The sequence below is a fragment of the Geomonas edaphica genome (genome assembly GCF_004917075.1).
GTDB classification, from domain to species: domain Bacteria; phylum Desulfobacterota; class Desulfuromonadia; order Geobacterales; family Geobacteraceae; genus Geomonas; species Geomonas edaphica.
In genome coordinates this window covers 338,921-358,097 of sequence record NZ_SSYB01000004.1, presented here as the reverse complement: position 1 = coordinate 358,097, position 19,177 = coordinate 338,921, and the positions used below count along the sequence as shown (strand labels likewise).

The following is a 19,177-nucleotide window of genomic DNA, read 5'->3' as shown; positions in this document are numbered from 1 at the left end:
AAGCGGGAGAACGCGCGATGATCTACCTGAACCCGGAGTCGAAAAAGCCTTTGTATCAGCAGCTTTACGAACAGCTGAAGCAGAACATCGTCACCGGGGAATACGAGAAGGGGAGCCGGCTGATCTCGACCAGGGATCTCGCCAAAAATCTGTCCATCGCGCGCAACACGGTGGAGGCGGCTTACGACCAGCTCTGCATCGAGGGGTACGTGGAGGGAAGGCACGGGTCGGGATACGTGGTGCAGGACCTTCAGGAAGACCTGCTGCATTTTCCCGGCATGACGTCAGACGAGGATGAGGCGCCGCACCTCCCGGCGGGGGGCGCGGAACCGGATGAGTCGGTGCCCGCACAGTCCCGGCCGGTGAAGTACAACTTCTCCTACGGGGACTTCGACCCGCACTCCTTCCCGCACGCGCTCTGGCGCCGCCTTAACAACGAGGTGCTGACCTCGATGAAGGTCGACTCCATCGCCTATTACGGGGACAAGCAGGGGGAGCTGCAACTGCGGCGGGAGCTGGCGAAGTACCTGCGCCAGTCGCGCGGTGTCAAATGTTCGCCGGAGCAGATCGTGGTCGGCGCGGGGCTCCAGGACCTGGCCATGATGATCTGCCTGCTGTTTCCGCTTAAGGAGCGGATCCTCGGCATGGAGGAACCCGGGTACGACTTCACAAGGGTCATTTTCGGGAACCACGGCTACCAGGTGCTTCCCATTCCGGTCGGCGAATCGGGCATCGACCCTGCTGCGTTGAAAACGAGCGGGGCTCGGCTCGCCTACGTGACCCCTTCGCACCAGCTTCCCACCGGGGTGGTAATGCCGATCCAGCACCGCATGAGGTTGCTGCAATGGGCCGAGCAAACCGGCGGGGTCATCATCGAGGACGACTACGACAGCGAGTTCCGCTACCGCACCCGGCCGATCCCGGCCCTGCAGTCGATCGATCGCCAGGAGCGCGTCATCTACCTCGGCACCTTTTCCAAGGCGTTCGCGCCGGGGCTGCGCATGGGGTACATGGTGCTGCCGCAATGGCTTTTGTCGAGGTACCACACCGTCTTCGAGCGCTACAAGTGCACCGTGCCGAGGCTGCAGCAGTACGTGGCGGCAAGCCTGTTGTCGGGGGGGCACTGGGACCGGCACCTGAGGAAGGTCTGTCTGGTCAACAAAAAGAAGCACGAAGTGCTGGTGCAGTCGATTCAGCGGGAGATGGGGGACCGGGTGCGGATATACGGGCAGAACGCGGGGTTGCACGTGCTGCTCGAGCATTTCACCGGAGAGAGCCAGGAGGCGATGGTGGAGCGGGCGGCGGCGTACCGGGTTAAGGTGTCGCCGACGCGCCAGTTCTGGCAGAACCCGGAGTCCGCCCCGGAGAACCTGATCATGATAGGGTTTGGCGGCCTCTCCGCGGAAGAGATCGCCGAAGGGATCAAGCTCTTAAGCCGGGCCTGGTTCGGCTGAGGCTGCCGGAAAGATTATTTATGGTTAACTCTTGTGGTGCCGCGCGGCAGCACAGTCAGGGAGGGCGCCATGGACATCTCAGGGGAGATCACATCGTTCGAGGACTTCCGCAAGCTCATCATCAAGACAGCCCCGGGCTCCTGGAACTTCTTCCGAGGCGAGAGCCGCGATTTTTACACGCTGATACCAAAGATAGGGCGTTTGACATCGGACCCCGGTGCTGCGGGTGGGCGTCCAGCCGGCGAGGTGATGCCGGCCGACATTTACGGTGAGTTTCAGGCGCTGCAGGAGTTCAAGAAGTCAGGACGTCACCTGGTCGAAGTGCAGCCGGCGACGGAATGGGAGTGGCTCGCGCTGGCGCAGCACCACGGGCTTCCGACGCGTCTTCTGGACTGGTCGGTCAACCCGCTGATCGCCCTCTACTTCGCCGTCGCCGAGCCCTACGTCGAACTGAACCTGCGCCGGGACCGGCTGAACAACCCCTGCTACAGCGGCGGTGCCGCCTTCTACATCGCGCACACCATGTACGGCCTTTCCGAGATCGACGAGAAGGCGAACCCGTTCGAGGCGGAGACCTGTTTCTTCATGGCGCCGGTAATCGCCTCCCGGATCAAGGCCCAAAGCGGCGTCTTCTCATTGCTGCGCAACCCGTGGCGGGCGTTGGAGGAGCAGCTAACGCCGCGCGAGCACATCAGGAAGTACCGCATCCCCTTTGAGAACCGCGCTTTTCTGGCCCAGGAGCTGAAGCTTCTCGGCATCAACCACGCCTTCGTCTTCGCCGATCTGGACGGTCTTGCCCGTTACATCCAGGAGAAGGTCTCCGACCGGATCGACACCCAGCAGTCCCTCGCCCACCGGCATACCTAAACATTAATCACTTAAGTAACGTAGAACGTTGAACGTTGAACGGCCGTCAGAACGGGTACCCAAGTCCCACGAAGACCGCGGCGCCGTCCTTGCCGAAGCCTACGTCGATGCGCCCGAGAATGTTGGGGCGGACCACGGCGCGGAAGCCGATCCCCGGGTTCACCTCAAGGTTCCCGAGGTGCAGGTCGCTGAAGGAATCCATCACCCCCCCGATGTCGACAAAAGGCGCCAATTCCCAGTCCGCCCGCACGTCGAAGACCTCCCACCTGAAGAGCCGGATGCGCTCCTCCACGTTGCAAAGAACGTAGGAGTTGTCGATGAAGCGGTTCTTGCCGAACCCCCTGAGGGTGTTCTCCCCACCCAGGATGCTCCGCTCCAGAAACGGTATCGAGCCACCGCGCGTCTGGCCGAAGGCGACACGCCCGGCGCTTATGAAACGGGAGTCAGGCACCGGGAAGAACCCCTTTACCTCCCCCTCGTACCTGCCGAAGCGGGCGGTGCTCCCGAGCCCAGCGAGGCTTCCCTCCAGCGAGAGGCGCGCGCGGACTCCCGAGGCCGCCATGGCCGGTGCGTCCAGGGTGCTGTAGACCACGGAGACGGACTGGGCGTGGGTGGTGAAGCCGTCGCTGCCGGGGATCTCGTCTATGGTGAAACGGTCGCGCATGTAAGGAAGCTTCTTAACCGCTCCTTCGTCGACGGTCAGTTTTCTCACGCGATCACCTAGGAAGAGAACGGTATTGGGAAGAATGGGATAGCCGGCTGATGCGGTGAAGCCGTATTCAATGTCGGCGAAGTTGGTCTCGGCGTCGGCCTTGCTGTCCGGGCCGAAGCCGAAGAAGCGGGCAGAGCCGTCGGTGAAGCTGAACAAAAAGGCGTTCAGCTCGAGCTTTTGCTCCATGAGGTGCTGGTCGCGGATACGGACCTCGTAGTCCTCGTTCACCTTGGTCGACTTGGAGATGTTGAACTCGATGCTGCGCAAAGGCGATGGATACATCGCGCCGTAGAGGGTGCCGGTGGTGCCGAAGTTCTCGTTCTGATTCACCTGAGGGGCGAACAGTGCCGAGACCTCGTCCTTCTCGTTGTGCAGCAACAATGCGGTCAGCGCTCCGTAGGTGACTCCCTCATTAGGGCTCGTGGCGATAACCGGCAGCGGTATGGTGACCATCTTCGTGTAGGGTTGCGCCGGTGAGGAGGTTGGCAGGACCGTGGAGGGAATATAGCTGGTGCACCCAGCAAGGAGCGAGAAAAGGATCAGAAGTGCAATGGATAACGCGCGCATAAGGGTCCGTTTGGCGTGGCTCTCGGGTGAGCATCTTTATTGGCTTTTGGGGAAGCTCCCCTCCCGCCTGCGTGAACCGGAGCACTGCGGCAGGCCGGTCAAGGGGAGCGTGGGTCCCGAAAAGGCTCGGAAACCTTAACGGCTACGGCGGATTTTGACAAGAAAAAAAGAGAACGTTAACCGGGAGGCGGGGGTAATGGTCAAAAAGTTGACCGGCTGCTCTCTTTAAAAATGACGTTCCTTGCTCCCCCCGGCAGCCCCGCTTTTACCATGAAAAAGCTTCCCGCCTCCCGGATTCATTCCTGTTTTTGCTCCCTAATGGGCGTCGCCTGGAAATGGCATGACGGTTGCACAAACTGCGTGGGCACGGTGCCCCCACCGATAAAAACAGAGGAAATGACGCATGGCAAACCCCTCGACGGACGCCCTGGCGCTCCCGGGACCAAAAAGCAATTCGGACATCTACATGGCGGTCGCCCTGATCGGCGTGCTCGCCCTCATGGTGATCCCGCTGCCGGCGTTCATGCTCGACATCTTCCTGGCGACCAACATCACCGTCGCCCTGGTCATCTTGCTCGTCTGCCTCTACACGGTGCAACCCCTCGACTTCTCAGTCTTCCCCTCCATCCTGCTGGTCACGACGCTCTTCCGACTCGCCCTGAACATCGCCTCCACCCGACTCATCCTCCTGCACGGCAGCGAAGGGGTCGAGGCCGCGGGTGGGGTGATCAAGGCATTCGGGCAGTTCGTGGTCGGCGGCAATTACGTGGTAGGGGCGGTCATCTTCCTGATCCTCGTCATCATCAACTTCGTTGTCATCACCAAGGGCGCCGGGCGCGTCGCCGAGGTGGCGGCGAGGTTCACCCTAGACGCCATGCCGGGCAAGCAGATGGCCATCGATGCCGACCTCTCGAACGGCATCCTGACCGACAAAGAGGCGAAGGCCAGGCGCAGGAAGATCGCCCGCGAGGCTGACTTCTACGGTTCCATGGACGGTGCCTCCAAGTTTGTGCGCGGGGACGCCGTGGCCGGCATCATGATCGTCCTCGTCAACATCTGCGGCGGCTTCGTCATCGGCGTCTGGCAAAAGGGGATGCCGCTCGACGTGGCGCTGCAGAACTACACCCTGCTCACCATCGGCGAGGGGCTCGTGGCCCAGATCCCCGCCCTTATCATCTCCACCGCGGCGGGCGTCATCGTGACCCGCTCCGCCGACGAGAACAACTTCGGACATGAGATCGCGGGCCAGCTCCTCAACTACCCGAAGGCCTTCCAGGTCTCCTCCGGCGTGCTCTTCCTCTTCGCGATGATCCCGGGGCTGCCGCACTTCGCCTTCTTCCTCCTTTCCGGCGTCGCCTACCTGGTGAGCAAGATGGCGGTGGAGAAGAAGGCCGAGGTCGAGGACGTGGTGGAAACCCAGACCTCCGCCGAAGAGAGCGACCAGATCAGTAGCATCCGCCCGCTCGACATGCTGGAGCTCGAGGTGGGATACGGCCTCGTTCCGATGGTTGACGCGAGCCAGCAGGGAGAGCTCCTCGACCGCATCCGCTCCATCAGGAAGCAGGTGGCGGACCGCATGGGCTTCATCGTCCCTCCGATCCATATTCACGACAACCTGCAGTTGAAACCCTACGAGTACAACATCCTCATCAACGGCGCCAAGGTTGGCGGCGGCGAGCTCTCCGGGCAGTACCTCGCCATGGACTCCGGCGGCGCCATGGGCGGCCTTGACGGGATCAAGACCACTGAGCCGGTCTTCGGCCTTCCCGCAGTCTGGATCAAAGGGAAGGAGCGGGAGAAGGCGCAGGTCTCCGGCTACACCGTGGTGGACAACACCACTATCCTCGCAACCCACATCAGCGAAACCATCAAGAAGCACGCCCACGAACTGGTGGGACGCCAGGAGCTGCAGCAGCTACTCGATTCCATCGCGGCGACGCTTCCCAAGGTGGTCGAGGAACTGGTGCCGTCGCTCCTCTCCCTGGGGACCGTGCTGCGCGTCGTGAAGAACCTTTTGAAGGAGAACGTCTCGATCCGCGACCTGCGCTCCATCCTGGAAACCCTCGCCGACTACGGCGGGATGACCAAGGACCCGGAGATGCTCACCGAGTTCGTGCGGCAGAGCCTCGGGCGCTACATCGTGGAGCAGTACAAGCGAGACGACGACACCCTCTGCGTGATCACCCTCGATCACGACATCGAGGAGGCGATCGTCGACTCGGTGCAGCTCTCCGAGCAGGGGAGCTACCTCGCCATCGACCCGCATCTTGCGCAGCGCATTCTGGCCGCGATCAGGAGAAACGCGGAGCAGTTCGATGCCATAGGCGCGCTGCCGGTGCTCATGGCCTCGCCGACCATCCGCCGTCACGTGAAGAAACTGACCGAGCGGTTCATGCCCAATCTGGCGGTCATCTCGCACAACGAGATCCCGCCCAATATAAAAATCCAATCCTTAGGGGTGGTGGTGACCAATGCTAGTTAAAACTTTCCAAGCAGGCGAGATGTCGGAAGCTCTCAGGATGGTTAAGGCCGAGATGGGTCTGGACGCGATGATCCTTTCCTCGAAGAAGGAGCGCAAGAAGGGGATCTTCGGCTTCTTCTCCAAGCCCTATTACGAGGTGACCGCGGCCCTGGACCCGAGGCCGGCGCCGAAGGCGAACCCGTACCGCGAAGAGCCCCCGGCGCCCCCGGAGCGCGAGCTTTCCACCCGTGAGGAGTTCCAGAACTCCATGCTGGGCCCCCTGGCCCGCGAGGTGCGCGAGCTGAAGCAGCGCATTGAGGCGCTCACCAAAAAAGAGGCGCAGCAGGCGGCCCCGCCGGCTCCCCAGGCGGCGGAAGCGCTGGCGGAGGCCCCCGCGGCACCGAGGACCTTCGGCAAGGAGGAGCTCGAGGAGATCAAGCAGCTTCTCTACAACGCCGTCTCCGGCGGAAAAGAGAAGGGGGCGAAGCCGGTGACCTTCCCGCTCGCGGGGATGAACCTCGAGCAGGTGGTGAAGAGCGCAGTGCAGCCCGAGGCCGTGGCCGAGGCACCGGCACCGGCCGAGGAGAGGCCCCGTCCGACCCTCGAACTGGTCAGGGAAAGGGTTTCCGTAAGCGAAGAGGACGAGCTCCTGCATCGCCTGGCCGAGGAATTAAGGGGAGAGGACGTGGGTGCGGCAGCGGTCCAGCGTCTCACGGAATCGGTGCGCGGCGCGGCCGAGGATGGGGCGTCCCTCGAGGAGCTGAGAGGCCTCATGGCCGACAACCTGGCCGGCATGGTGAAGTGCTCCGGCTCGCTGCGCATCAAGAAGAACGGACCGCGCATCGTCGCCGTGGTCGGCCCGACCGGCGTCGGCAAGACCACCACCATCGCGAAGATCGCCGCCATGTACGCCCTTAACCGCCGCGTCTCCGTCGCCATGGTCACCATGGACAACTTCAGGGTGGGCGCGGTCGAGCAACTGAAGACCTACGCGAAGATCATGGACCTGCCGCTCGAGGTGGCGGGGAACTCCCAGGAACTCTCCAAGGCGCTCGCAAGGCACTCGGACAAGGACCTGATCCTGATCGACACCGCCGGCAGAAGCCCGAAAGACGTCGATCGCCTCGACGAACTGAAGGGTTTCCTGGAGACCCAGACCGGCATCGACGTTTACCTTTGCCTCTCGGCAACGACGAGGAGCCGCGAGATCGACGAGATCATCGCCACCTTCGGGACGCTCCCGCTTACGAAGCTCCTCTTCACCAAGCTCGACGAAAGCCGGACCTTCGGCAGCATCGTCGACACCTGTTTGAAACACAAGATCCCTCTTTCCTATTTCAGCACCGGCCAGAAGGTGCCCGAGGACATCGAGGTTGCCACCTCGAGAAAGCTCGTCGCCATGGTGGTGCAGGAGTCCAACAGATGACTATGTCTTGCCTAGCAACAACAGACCAGGCCGAGTCCCTCAGAAGGCTTGCGGGACGGACAAAAAGCGAGGCGCCGGCGCCGGACCTCTTGCAGGTGCGTGAGGGGCTCCGGGTGATCTCGGTGACCAGCGGCAAGGGGGGGGTCGGCAAGACCTCCGTGGTGGTGAACCTGGCCGCTTCCCTCGCCGCGGCAGGGGAGCGGGTGCTCATCGTCGATTCCAACCCGGGGGTGGGCGACATCTGCCTGCGCCTCGGCAAGGATGCGCCGTACCGGATGGGGCAGGTCCTAGCCGGGGAGATCACCCTGAAGGATACCGTGGTCGACATCGGGGGGGGCATCAGCGTGCTCCCCGCAGGAATGGACGTGCAGCAGTACAGCTCGCTTTCGCCGCGTGAGCGCAGCGCCCTTTTGCAGGCGATGCTCAGGCTGCAAAACGACTACGACTACTTCCTGATCGACACCGGGGCCGGCATCGCCGCGAACCTGACTGGCTTCGCCTCCCTCGCCCGCGAAATCATGCTGGTGGTGACCCCAGAGCCGACCTCGATCACCGACGCCTACGCCCTCATCAAGATGCTCTCCGGGCGTGACAGCTCCTTCCGTTTCCGGCTCCTGATAAACATGTGCCGCGACAATCAGGAGGGGGATACGCTCTTTTCAAAATTATCCGCAATTACGGGCCGCTTTTTGCAAGTACAGTTTGACCACGCGGGATCGATCCTGCACGACGAGCTCCTGGTGGAAAGTGTGAGGCGGCGCGGGGCTTTATGCCGCCTCTTCCCGGAAGCCAAGGCGTCGACAGGTTTCAAAATTTTGGCACAGAAAATCAATAAGGAGACGCCGGCGGTCACAGAGGCCATGTCGGCGGCTTCTATGGCATCCAGCACGATGTGGAGGAACCATGAACTGTCTTCTTAAGGCGTACGAGCATGAGGCGCAACGCGGGGTCCCGATGAGCCGGGACGAGCTGGTGGTGAACCACCTCCCGCTGGTGAAGTTCATTGTTGACCGGATCGCCTCGTCACTCCCCCCGCACCTCGACCGTGACGATCTGAGGAGCGCGGCGGTGATAGGGCTGATCTCGGCCGCCGAGCGCTTCGACCCAAGCCGTGGGGTACAGTTCAAGACCTTCGCGGAGCAGCGCATCCGTGGCACCATCATGGACGAACTGCGGGCCCAGGACTGGCTCACCAGGAGCCTCAGGGACAAGTTCAAGAAGCTGGAGAAGGAGTTCTCCCAGCTCGAGCAGCGCCTGGGGAGGAACCCTTCCAGCGACGAGGTGGCCACTGCCATGGGGCTCGAGCTGAAGGACTACTTCCGGCTCCTTGAGGAGATCCACCTTCTCTCCTTCGTGTCGCTCGACGACGCGTGGCACGACGAGGACGGCGCACCGTTTGGCCTGCTTGACGTCCTGGAGGACAAGGGGACCGAAAGCCCGCAGAGTCAGCTCATCGCGCGTCAGACCGTGGAGCGCCTCGCCGAGGCGATCGACGCCCTCCCCGAGAAGGAGCGTATCGTGATCACGCTCTACTACTACGAGGAACTGAACCTGAAGGAGATCGGCGCGGTGCTCGATCTTACTGAGTCGCGCATCTCCCAGCTGCACAGCCAGGCCATCATCAGGCTGCGCGGCAAGATGAAGCGGATGGGCTAGGGGAGAGACAAGATGAACAGCGGCATGTACGCAGCCCTCACCGGCAACCTTTCCGCCCAGCGCAGGCTTGACGTGGTCTCCAACAACCTCGCCAACGCGAACACCACCGGTTTCAAGGCAGACCGCATCCAGTTCGAGAGTGTCCTCGCCAATGTCAAAAATTCGACAGACGGGCCGATCTTCAGTAACGACCGCTACTCCACAGACTTCTCCTCCGGTAGCCTGCAGCAGACCGGCAACGCGCTCGACGTGGCGCTCGAGGGTGACGGCTTCTTCGTGGTGAATACGCCGCAGGGGACCGCCTACACGAGGCAGGGGAGTTTCCACCGCAGCGCGACGGGGCGGCTCGTCACCGCGGACGGCTACGAGGTGCAGGGGGCGGGCGGTCCCATCACGGTGAACGGCGGCAAGGTCCAGATCGGGGACGACGGCACGGTATCGGTACAGCAGCCGGGGCAGACCACGGCCGACACGGTCGGCACCATCGCCACGGTCGACTTCCCGAAGCCTTACGCCATGGAGAAGCTCGGCAACGGCCTGTTCCGGCCGAGCGACCCGCAGGCCGCGACCGTCGCCTCGACCGCCGGGGTCAAGCAGGGGTACCTGGAGACCTCCAACGTGAAGGCGGTGGTGGAGATGTCGCGTCTCATCGAGGCGAGCCGCTACTTCGAGATCTGCGCCAAGGCGGTGAAGACCTACGACGACATGAACAACCGCGCGGCTAACGATCTCGGGAAGGTCTAAAACCCGTTCAACGTTCGACGTTCAGCGTTCGACGCGGGCACGGCTTCGCCCCGCTTCAGCACGGCGGCAAGATCTCACAAGTCACGATAAGGATGGAAGGAAGGTTCAGTGGTCGAACGTTGAACGCTGAACGTTGAACGGCCGTTAAAGCCGTTAAGGAGATTCATCATGATAAGAGCACTTTGGACCGCCGCATCAGGGATGCAGGCTCAGCAGCTGAACATAGACGTGGTGGCCAACAACCTGGCCAACTCCAGTACCACCGGCTTCAAGAAAAGCCGCGCCGACTTCCAGGACCTCATGTACCAGACCGAGAAGACCACCGGCGCACCGGCCACCAACACCACCACCATCCCGACCGGCATCCAGGTTGGCCTCGGTGTCCGCCCCGGCTCGGTCTCCAAGATCTTCACCACCGGGACCATCGTCCACACCGGCAACGAACTTGACGTCGCCATCGAGGGGGACGGCTTCATCCAGGTGCAGCAGTCGGACGGCACCACCGCCTATACCCGCGCCGGTTCCCTCAAGAAGGACGGCCAGGGACGCGTGGTCACCTCGGACGGACAGCCGATCGTCCCGGAGATCGTCATCCCCAGTAACGCCACCAGCATCAACATAGGGAACGACGGCACCGTCTCGGTGCAGCAGGCGGGACAGACCGCGGCGACCACGGTCGGCACCATCCAGCTCGCTTCCTTCACCAACCCCGCGGGCCTGAACGCCATCGGCAAGAACCTCTTCCTCCCCACCGACTCCTCGGGTAACGCGACCACCGGCACCGCCGGGCAGAACGGCCTCGGCACCCTAGACCAGGGGTACATCGAGCAGAGCAACGTGAGCGTCATGGAGGAGATGGTGAGCATGATCGTCTCCCAGCGCGCCTACGAGATCAACTCGAAGGCGATTCAGGCCTCTGACGACATGCTGCAGCAGGCCGCAGCACTCAAGAGGTAACCTCTGATGCGCGCGTTCCTGTTCGCACTCGCGCTCCTCGCACTCCCCATTTCGGGGATCGCCCGCGCCGCTGTACCGGCCCCCGTGAACCTCGTCACCGAGGCGACGGTGAAAGGGGCGATCACCGACTACCTGATGCAGAAAGCCGCCCCGCTGAACGCCCAGGTCACCGTGAAGAAGATCAACTACCAGGGGAACCTGAAGCTCCCCGCCGGAAAGGTGACCTTCGACGTGGTGGCCCCGGAGCGCTGGGAAGGGTACGGAACGGCCTCGGTGGCCCTCGTGGTGCGGGTCGACGACCAGGTGAAGCGGAACCAGACTGTGCTCGTCGACGTCGAGGCGCTGGCCGACATGGTGGTAGCATCGCGCACCCTGGAGCGGGGCGAGGTGCTTGCCTTCTCCGACCTCGCCGTCGCAAAGCGTGACCTGGCCCAGGTGCAGGGGCGTTATTTCAACAACATCGACGAGGCGGTAGGTCTCAGGGTGAAGAGCACCATGAGGGCCAATGCCCCGGTAAGAAAGGACAACCTAGAGAAGGTGCCCGTCGTCAAAAGCGGTCAGGTGGTGACCATCGTGGCCGAGAACGACGTGGTGCGCATCACCGCGACGGGACGGGCCAAGGGGCCGGGCGCCCCGGGCGACCTGATTACGGTGCAGAACCTCTCCTCGCAGAAGGAGATCGCGGCGCGGGTGGTTGACGCGACCACGGTGAAGGTGGATTTCTGATGGACCGCAAGAAGAGCACAGGCTCTCAAATATTTAAGGCGGCGGCACTGTGCCTGCCGCTTTTGTGGCTTGCCGGGTGCGCCCACGAGAGCGCTGAGGTGACCACACCGAGCTTCGACCAGCAGATCCCGGCGCCGCAGATGAACTACGCCTCCGGATCGCTCTGGCAGGCCTCCTCTACGGGGCTCGCCGAGGACGTGAAGGCGAGAAGGCGCGGCGACATCGTCACCGTGGTCATCTCGGAAAACGCGAGCGCCAGCAAGAAGGCGGCCACCGGCACCTCGCGTGACTCCTCGATCAGCGCCGGCATCCCGAAGCTCTTGGGCCTCGAGAAGACGCCGATCAAGTCCTGGGCCGACCTCGCGAACCTTCTGAGCGCTAGTAACAGCTCCAAGTTCGACGGCGCGGGCTCCACCTCGCGCCAGGAGACCCTGCAGGCGACCATCTCGGCCAAAGTGGTCGACGTGATCCCCAACGGCAACCTCCTCATCGAGGGGAGGCGTAACGTCAAGGTGAACAACGAGGACCAGGTGATCGTGCTGAGCGGCACGGTGCGCGGGCGCGACATCAGCGCCGACAACACGGTGAATTCGGCCCTGATCGCCGATGCCAGGATTTCCTACTCCGGCAAGGGGGTCATCTCGGACCGGCAGAAACCGGGGTGGCTCATGAACGTGCTGGATAAGGTGTGGCCGTTCTAGGGGGGCGGCGTGCGCGGGAATTGACGTTTTGTGTCAAGTTTCCGACACGGCGCACCGAAAAGGGTTAGGTGAACCGCTTGAAAATTAACCTTTTATCAAAATACTGCTTAGCGCTCCTCGTCTTTTTGCTCCTTCCCGGGGTCGCCCTCGGGGCGCGCATCAAGGACATCGCCGCCTTCGACGGCGTGCGTCAGAACCAGCTCATCGGCTACGGCCTGGTGGTCGGCCTGAACGGCTCCGGCGACTCGGACCAGACCAAGTTCCCGGTGCAGTCGCTGGTGGGCGCCCTGGAGCGGTTGGGGCTCACGGTGAACCGCGGCGACATCACGGTGAAAAACGTGGCGGCCGTCATGGTGACCGCCGATCTCCCCCCCTTCGCCAAGCAGGGAAACCGGCTCGACGTGCTGGTCTCCTCGATGGGTGACGCGAAAAGCCTCGCCGGCGGCACGCTCATGATGGCGCCCCTGAAGGGGGCCGACGGGCAGGTCTACGCGGTCGCCCAGGGACCGGTGCTCACCAACTCGTTCTCCTACGGCGGCCAGGCGGCCAGCGCGGTGAAGAACCATCCCACCGCCGGCACGGTCCCAGAAGGGGCCCTCGTGGAGCGCGAACTCCCGAACGTGCTCGCCAACCGTTCGGTGCTGAAGCTGAACCTGCACCAGTCCGATTTCACCACGGCAAGCCGCATCGCCTCCGCCATCAACGGTCGCTTCCAGGGGGCGGCCTCGCTCACCGATCCCGGCAGCGTCCAGGTCGCGATCCCCGCAGACTACCAAAACCGCGTCGTCGAGTTCGTGGCCGACCTCGAGCGCCTTGACGTGAACCCCGACGTGACCGCGAAGGTGGTCATGAACGAGCGGACCGGCACCATCGTCATGGGCGAGAACGTCCGCATCTCGACGGTGGCGGTCTCCCACGGCAACCTGACCGTCGTGGTGAAGGAGACCCCGAAGGTCTCCCAGCCCGCACCCTTGTCGAAGGGGGGCACCACCGTCGTGGTGCCGAGGACCGACCTGAAGGTGGCCGAGGAGAAGGTGAACCTCTCCCTCGTCAGGGAGGGGGCGAACCTGGGCGATGTGGTACGGGGCTTGAATACCCTGGGGGTCACCCCGCGTGATCTCTTGGGGATCATGCAGGCGATCAAGGCGGCCGGCGCCCTCAACGCCGAGCTGAGCGTGATGTAGGAGAGCGGCATGGAGCTTAAGTCGATACCGGACAACACGCTGCCGGTCGCAGACCTGAGGGCGCAAAAGGGGAAGCAGGAGCAAAACCCCGAGCAGATCCGCAAGGTGGCGCGCGACTTCGAGGCGATGTTCGTCTCCATGATGCTCAAATCGATGCGGGAAACGGTGGGGAAAGACACCCTTACCGGCGGCGGCAAGGGGGAAGAGACCTTCCGCTCCCTGCTCGACCAGGAGTACGCCAATGCCGCGGTGCAGGGAGGCGGCATAGGACTGGCAAAGACCATAGAGAGGGAACTCTCTCGCGCTTACGGCGCACCGGCTCCGGCTAAGGGGGTGCACGATGCGGATTGAAGGCTCTGCCTACATAGTCGACCTTAACCGCTCCCAGCAGGTCCGAAACGACAACCAGCAGGCCCAGGCGGTCCAAGGCTCCCGTCCCGCCGGGCGGGTCATCAGCATCGACCGTGTTGAGATCTCCCAGAAGGCGAGGGAGCTGCAGACGCTCAAGGAAGAGGTGGCGGCCATGCCGGACGTGAGGCTCGACCGGGTGGCGCTCGCCAAACAGAACCTGCAAAACGGAGGGTACCGCGTGGACCCCTCCGTTTTGGCGCAGAAGATGATGGACGCGTACGGAAAGTCGCGTTAAGGGGGAAGTGATGGATCGCAGCATAGCGGAACTGATAGCGGCCCTGTGCGAGAAGGGGATACTCCTGGACCAACTGCAGGCCCTCCTCAAGGAGGAGGAGAACTGCATGATCTCGCTGGACCTCGCTAGGATGGAGGAGAACCAGCAGGAGATCGCGGCGGGGATGGAGCGCCTGGCGAAGCTCTCGGAGCAGTGCCGGCTCATGATCACCTCGATCGGCGCCGAGCTCGGCATGCCGGGGAACCAGACGCTCTCGCCGATCATCGAGCGCCTGGGGGCCGCGCAGAAGCGGGCGCTTACCGAGGCGCAGCAGTCGGTTTCCGGCAACGCACGCGCACTGCAGGGGGCGCTTGCCCTGCACCGGCGCCTCATCGAGGACTCCCTGAACGTGGTGGGGAATTCGGTGAACTTCTTCAACCGCATCTTCAACCCCGGCCACACGTACGGCGTCGCGGGCGCCTTCGTGAACGGCGGACGCGGCACCTCCGGATTCGTCAGCAAGGAGATCTAGCATGGGCCTCAACACCATCTTCGACATAGCCTCCTCCGGGATTACGGCGCAGCGTCTCGCCCTGGAGGTCACCGGCGAGAACATCGCCAACGTCAACACCGAGGGGTACTCCAGGCAGCGGGTGATCATGGAAAACAAGCCGGTCACCACGGCGAACGGCTTCCCGCTCGGGACCGGGGTAGAGGTCGCGTCGGTGCAGCGCTCCTACGACAGCATGCTCCAGTTGCAGCTTGTGAACGCGAACAGCGGCTATCAGGAGAGCCTCGCCCAGCAGTCGTCCCTCGAGCAGATCGAGGCGAGCTTCAACTCGCTCACCTCCGACGGGCTCGGCGCCGCGGTGACCAACTTATTCGGCGCCTTCCAGGACCTCTCGGTGAACCCCTCCGGGGCGGCCGAAAGGCAGGCGGTGCTGACCCGGGGCCAGATCATGGTGGACAGCTTCCACCAGGCCGACACGAGCCTCACCTCTATCGCCTCCACCGCGGACCAGAACCTGGTCGGCATCACCGCCGAGGTGACCGACAACGCGAGGAACCTCTCCCTGGTGAACCAGCAGATCCTCGCCACCAACGCGGTAGGGGGGAACGCCAACGAGCTCTTCGACCAGCGCGACCTCCTGCTCAGAAAGCTCTCCGAGCAGACCGGTATCACGTCGAGCATCGGCAACGACGGCACCGCCTCGGTCACCCTGGCCGGGGGCGCCCAGTTGGTCGCCGGCACCAAATACGCCACCCTCTACACCAACGCGACCGGTACGCCCGCCGCGAACGACATCATGATCTCGGGGCTTGGCAATCCGCCTCCCGCCAACGCGCCGGGGACCGACACCGTCGTCGCAACGGTCGGTGACGGCGCAGCGATCGGCGGAAAGCTCGGCGGCACCATGCAGGTCAGGGACAGCATCGTTCCCAAGTACCGCTCCATGCTCGACGAGATGGCGAACCAGGTGGTCACCCAGGTGAACACGCTGCACGCAGCGGGTTACGCCCTGGACGGGACAACCGGCAACAACTTCTTTGACCCCGCCGGGGTGACCGCAGCCGGGATCGGGCTCGCCTCCGGGATCTCCGCGGTGAAGATCGCCGCCGCGCTGCCGACCACGAGCGATCCGGTCCCGACCAGCAGCGGCAACAACGTGAACGCCCTCAAGCTCGCCAACCTCTCGAGCACGAGCTTAGCCTTCAGCACCGGCAACGCGACCTTCGGCAACTTCTACAACTCCATGGTCTCCCAGGTGGGGGTGGATACCGAGGGGGTGCAGAACGTGACTACGCAGAACGCCGCCTTTTTGAAACAGCTGAACGCCCTGCGCGCTTCGAACTCGGAGGTCTCGCTCGACGAGGAACTTCTGAACCTCACCAAGTACCAGCGCGCCTTCCAGGGGGCCGCCAAGGTGGTCAACGCGGGAAGCGACATGCTCGACACCATCCTCGGCATGGTGCGATAGGAGACCGTCATGAGAATCACGCCCGGCATGAGCGCCGATAACGCGATCTACAACCTGCAGCAGGGGCGCACCACCATCGACCAGCTTCAGGAACAGCTCGCCTCCGGCTACAACATCAACCGCCCAAGCGACGATCCGCTCTCGACGCGGCAACTGCTCGACCTGCAGGAACAGATCGACGCCGGCAGCCAGTACAGCTCCAACATCACGAAGACCGAGACCCTGCTGAACGTCTCCAACACCGCCCTCTCCAGCATGGCGGACCTGATGCAGCAGGTGAAGAAGATCTCCGGTGACATGGTGACCGGGACCCTCGACGCGACCAGCACGGCGAGCGCGATCACCAACCTCACCCAGTTGAAGAGCCAGTTGATCGACATGGGGAACACGAGCCTCGGGAACCAGTACGTCTTTGGCGGCTACTCGACCAGCCAGCCTTTCAGCGCCACGGGCGCCTTCAGCGGCACCACCGATATCCTGAAGGTCGAGGTCGCGCCGAACAGCTACGTGGGGGCCACCGTGGACGGTGCGGCCCTCTTGCGCGGCGGCAATCCGCCGGCGACGGTTGGGAGCGGTGCAACCGCGGGGCAGGGGCCGATCGACATCCTGGGCTCCATTGACGCCCTCATCACCGCGATCGGCAACAAGGACAGTGCAGGGATCCTCGACGGAGTTAAGAACCTGAAGGCGGGGGCGGACCAGGTCAACGTGGCGCTTTCCGACGTGGGGGGAAGGCTCGTGCGCCTGGACAACATGAAGAACATGATCACCAACAACCAGAACACGTTGAAGACCGTCTTCGGCGACATCCAAAACGTGGACTACGCGAAGGCCGGAGTGCTTTTGTCGCAGCAGACCACCGCCTTCAACGCGGCGCTTTCCGCAACGGCAAAGCTTAGCCAGCTTTCGCTTCTGGACTATATGAGCTAGGGGTGGGACGCACCCCTGCGCCGTCATGGGCCGGGCGAGCAGAGGGCTCGCCCGGCCCTTTTCGTTCCTTTTTTCGACGTGGCGGCGGTTAGCGCTAAAGCTTTCCGCGGCACGTCCGAATAAAACACTATCGGCTGTATTAGGAACTTCGCCCGTGGGGGAGCGCATGATCAAGGTGACAACACGCGACGGCACCGAGATGTACCTGAACCCGGACCTGATCGAGATCATCACAGAGACCCCGGACACGCACATCACCCTTTCCAACGGCAACCGCTACCTCGTGCTGGAACCGGCACGAGTGGTGATCGACCGGATCGTGGCCTTCAAGGCGCACGTGTTCCGGCAGGCTTCGTCGAGCGTTGCCCGCCGCTACCTGCGCAGAAGGGACGCGGAGCGCTACCACCCGAACTGCAAGATCTAACCTCCCGGATGACGGGAGCGCAAGGTTGATCCGGAACCACTATGGATTTATCGACCATAATCGGAATCACGCTGGGGCTTTTCGCGGTCTTCGGCGGTGCGGCCCTTGAGGGTCTGCACATGTCGGCTCTCATACAGCCGACCGCGGCCATCATCGTGCTCGGCGGCACCGCGGCGGCGACCATCGTCAGCTTCCCGCTACCGATCCTGCTCGCCGCGGTGAAGGACCTGAAGAAGGTCTTCATGCCCCCGAAAGAAGACCCCGAAGGTGTGATCAAGAACATCATCAACTACGCCGCCAAGGCGCGCAGAAACGGCCTCATCTCCCTGGAACAGGAAGCCCAGACGGTGAAGGATTCCTTCACCAAGAAGGGGATCTCGCTCGTCGTCGACGGCATCGACCCGCAGAAGCTCAGGGAGACCATGGAGATCGAGCTAGGCTCCTTCGAGTCGCACGGCAAGCACAGCGCTGAGGTCTTCGAGGCGGCGGGGGGCTTCGCCCCGACCATCGGCATCATCGGCGCCGTGCTCGGCTTGATCCACGTCATGAGCAACCTCTCCGACCCCTCCAAACTCGGCGGCGGTATCGCCGTTGCCTTCGTGGCCACCATCTACGGTCTCATGACCGCCAACATCTTCTGCATCCCCTTCGGCACCAAGCTGAAGATCCGCCTGAAGGAGGAGCTGTTGCAGAAAGAGATGGTCATCGAGGGGCTCATCGCCATCCAAAACGGTGAGAACCCCCACTTCATCGAGCAGAAGCTCAGGGCCTACCTGCACGAGGGGCCCGAGAAGAAGGGGAAGTAGATGGCTAAGAAGAAGGAACACGAAAAGGAACCGAACCACGAGCGGTGGCTCGTTTCCTATGCCGACTTCATCACCCTGCTCTTCGCGGTGTTCGTGACGCTCTACGCCATGAGCCAGACCGACAAGAAAAAGGCGGAAGAGGTGCTCGCCTCGATGCGGGAATCCTTCGGTTACAGCACCACCAGTGCCGGCGCAAAGCCGACCGTGATCGACACCGGCTCCATGAGCGTTATCCCCTCGATGCACAAGATGACCCAGGCCCCCAAGCGCGGCAAGAGCCGCGGCAGCGAGCAGGATTTCCGGGCCACCAAGGCCTCGATCGAGGCCTATCTGATGAAGGTGGGGGCGCAGAACAAGGTCTCCGTGTCGGTGACCCAGCGCGGGCTCGTAGTGAGTCTCAAGGAGGCGGGATTCTTCGATTCCGGGAGTGCCACCCTGAAGTCCGGTTCCTACGCCCTCTTAAACGACGTGGTTGCCTCGCTCGCCAGTTATTCCAACGGTGTGCGGGTCGAGGGGCACACCGACAACGTTCCCATCAGTTCCGCCGCTTTCCCGTCGAACTGGGAGCTTTCCACGGCGCGCGCCACCAACGTGCTGCGCTACCTGGTGAAGCAGGAGGATTTCGATCCCGCCAACATATCCGCCGCGGGGTATGGTGAGTACCGCCCGGTAGCCGAAAACAGCGATGAAGACGGGCGGGCTAAGAACCGCCGCGTCGACATTGTCCTTCTCAACGAGCAAAGCGAACGCAACGAACCGTAGCCCCCCTGCGTCCAGCAAACCGCCCCCTCCGCCATCCTCTACCCCCCTCCGCCATCCTCTACCCCCATCCGCCATCCTCTACCCCCGTCCGACTGGTCCGACTGGCGGCGCCACCCTTGACTTCCACTGTCAAAGAAATGACCCGCGTTCCCGCTCTTGGAATTAAACCTGCATTTTCAGACTCTTACCCTTGTGC

General features: G+C 63.1%; 20 protein-coding genes. 19 read left to right on the top strand and 1 reads right to left on the bottom strand.

Going from position 1 to position 19,177, the window contains the following annotated elements:
* Nucleotides 1–17 precede the first annotated feature (17 nt).
* Nucleotides 18–1,454, top strand: a complete 1,437-nt coding sequence (gene pdxR, locus E8K79_RS12315) for a MocR-like pyridoxine biosynthesis transcription factor PdxR (protein WP_136515003.1) — start codon at nt 18–20, stop codon at nt 1,452–1,454.
* Nucleotides 1,455–1,523: 69 nt separating this feature from the next.
* Nucleotides 1,524–2,321 carry an FRG domain-containing protein gene (locus E8K79_RS12310; protein ID WP_136515002.1) on the top strand — a complete coding sequence of 266 codons (798 nt, stop codon included), beginning with the start codon at nt 1,524–1,526 and terminating at the stop codon, nt 2,319–2,321.
* Nucleotides 2,322–2,367: 46 nt separating this feature from the next.
* Here E8K79_RS12310 and E8K79_RS12305 read toward each other — a convergent pair whose 3' ends face one another.
* On the bottom strand, nt 2,368–3,600 hold the full coding sequence (locus tag E8K79_RS12305; protein ID WP_136515001.1) for a BamA/TamA family outer membrane protein: 1,233 nt from the start codon (nt 3,598–3,600) through the stop codon (nt 2,368–2,370).
* A gap of 403 nt (nt 3,601–4,003) precedes the next feature.
* Between E8K79_RS12305 and flhA the strand changes: the two genes are divergently transcribed.
* The 17 genes from flhA (at nt 4,004) to E8K79_RS12220 (ending at nt 18,981) form a co-directional block, all read left to right on the top strand.
* Nucleotides 4,004–6,082: a flagellar biosynthesis protein FlhA gene (flhA, locus tag E8K79_RS12300; protein ID WP_136515000.1), complete on the top strand. Its 2,079-nt coding sequence runs from the start codon at nt 4,004–4,006 to the stop codon at nt 6,080–6,082.
* Nucleotides 6,072–7,487 carry a flagellar biosynthesis protein FlhF gene (locus tag E8K79_RS12295; protein ID WP_136514999.1) on the top strand — a complete coding sequence of 472 codons (1,416 nt, stop codon included), beginning with the start codon at nt 6,072–6,074 and terminating at the stop codon, nt 7,485–7,487. The genes flhA and E8K79_RS12295 overlap by 11 nt, the downstream gene beginning before the upstream one ends.
* Nucleotides 7,484–8,407, top strand: a complete 924-nt coding sequence (locus E8K79_RS12290) for a MinD/ParA family protein (RefSeq protein WP_136514998.1) — start codon at nt 7,484–7,486, stop codon at nt 8,405–8,407. The genes E8K79_RS12295 and E8K79_RS12290 overlap by 4 nt, the downstream gene beginning before the upstream one ends.
* On the top strand, nt 8,391–9,143 hold the full coding sequence (locus E8K79_RS12285) for a FliA/WhiG family RNA polymerase sigma factor (RefSeq protein ID WP_129124775.1): 753 nt from the start codon (nt 8,391–8,393) through the stop codon (nt 9,141–9,143). The genes E8K79_RS12290 and E8K79_RS12285 overlap by 17 nt, the downstream gene beginning before the upstream one ends.
* 12 nt (nt 9,144–9,155) lie before the next feature.
* A complete protein-coding gene (gene flgF, locus E8K79_RS12280) occupies nt 9,156–9,887 on the top strand; it encodes a flagellar basal-body rod protein FlgF (protein WP_135869270.1) in 732 nt (243 codons plus the stop codon).
* Between the two features lie 168 nt (nt 9,888–10,055).
* Nucleotides 10,056–10,844 carry a flagellar basal-body rod protein FlgG gene (gene flgG / locus E8K79_RS12275; protein ID WP_135869271.1) on the top strand — a complete coding sequence of 263 codons (789 nt, stop codon included), beginning with the start codon at nt 10,056–10,058 and terminating at the stop codon, nt 10,842–10,844.
* Between the two features lie 6 nt (nt 10,845–10,850).
* Nucleotides 10,851–11,570 carry a flagellar basal body P-ring formation chaperone FlgA gene (gene flgA / locus E8K79_RS12270; protein WP_136514997.1) on the top strand — a complete coding sequence of 240 codons (720 nt, stop codon included), beginning with the start codon at nt 10,851–10,853 and terminating at the stop codon, nt 11,568–11,570.
* Complete coding sequence (locus E8K79_RS12265) at nt 11,570–12,271, top strand: flagellar basal body L-ring protein FlgH (RefSeq protein WP_136514996.1); 702 nt, start codon at nt 11,570–11,572, stop codon at nt 12,269–12,271. The genes flgA and E8K79_RS12265 overlap by 1 nt, the downstream gene beginning before the upstream one ends.
* An 83-nt stretch (nt 12,272–12,354) precedes the next feature.
* Entirely contained in the window at nt 12,355–13,455 is a 1,101-nt protein-coding gene (locus E8K79_RS12260) for a flagellar basal body P-ring protein FlgI (RefSeq protein WP_136515547.1), read from the top strand.
* Between the two features lie 9 nt (nt 13,456–13,464).
* On the top strand, nt 13,465–13,806 hold the full coding sequence (locus tag E8K79_RS12255; RefSeq protein ID WP_136514995.1) for a rod-binding protein: 342 nt from the start codon (nt 13,465–13,467) through the stop codon (nt 13,804–13,806).
* The gene (gene flgM / locus E8K79_RS12250) at nt 13,796–14,101 is read left to right on the top strand and encodes a flagellar biosynthesis anti-sigma factor FlgM (RefSeq protein WP_136514994.1); all 306 of its coding nucleotides are present in this window, start codon (nt 13,796–13,798) and stop codon (nt 14,099–14,101) included. The genes E8K79_RS12255 and flgM overlap by 11 nt, the downstream gene beginning before the upstream one ends.
* A gap of 10 nt (nt 14,102–14,111) precedes the next feature.
* Nucleotides 14,112–14,612 carry a flagellar protein FlgN gene (locus tag E8K79_RS12245; RefSeq protein WP_136514993.1) on the top strand — a complete coding sequence of 167 codons (501 nt, stop codon included), beginning with the start codon at nt 14,112–14,114 and terminating at the stop codon, nt 14,610–14,612.
* Between the two features lies 1 nt (nt 14,613).
* Entirely contained in the window at nt 14,614–16,059 is a 1,446-nt protein-coding gene (gene flgK, locus E8K79_RS12240) for a flagellar hook-associated protein FlgK (RefSeq protein WP_136514992.1), read from the top strand.
* Nucleotides 16,060–16,068: 9 nt separating this feature from the next.
* Nucleotides 16,069–16,989, top strand: coding sequence for a flagellar hook-associated protein FlgL (gene flgL, locus E8K79_RS12235; protein WP_136514991.1), 921 nt, complete (start codon nt 16,069–16,071; stop codon nt 16,987–16,989).
* Nucleotides 16,990–17,155: 166 nt separating this feature from the next.
* The gene (locus E8K79_RS12230) at nt 17,156–17,413 is read left to right on the top strand and encodes a flagellar FlbD family protein (protein ID WP_136514990.1); all 258 of its coding nucleotides are present in this window, start codon (nt 17,156–17,158) and stop codon (nt 17,411–17,413) included.
* Nucleotides 17,414–17,454: 41 nt separating this feature from the next.
* Nucleotides 17,455–18,219, top strand: coding sequence for a flagellar motor protein (locus E8K79_RS12225; protein WP_135869280.1), 765 nt, complete (start codon nt 17,455–17,457; stop codon nt 18,217–18,219).
* Nucleotides 18,220–18,981 (top strand): OmpA/MotB family protein, encoded by a 762-nt coding sequence (locus E8K79_RS12220; RefSeq protein WP_136514989.1) that lies wholly within the window; start codon nt 18,220–18,222, stop codon nt 18,979–18,981.
* Nucleotides 18,982–19,177 lie beyond the last annotated feature (196 nt).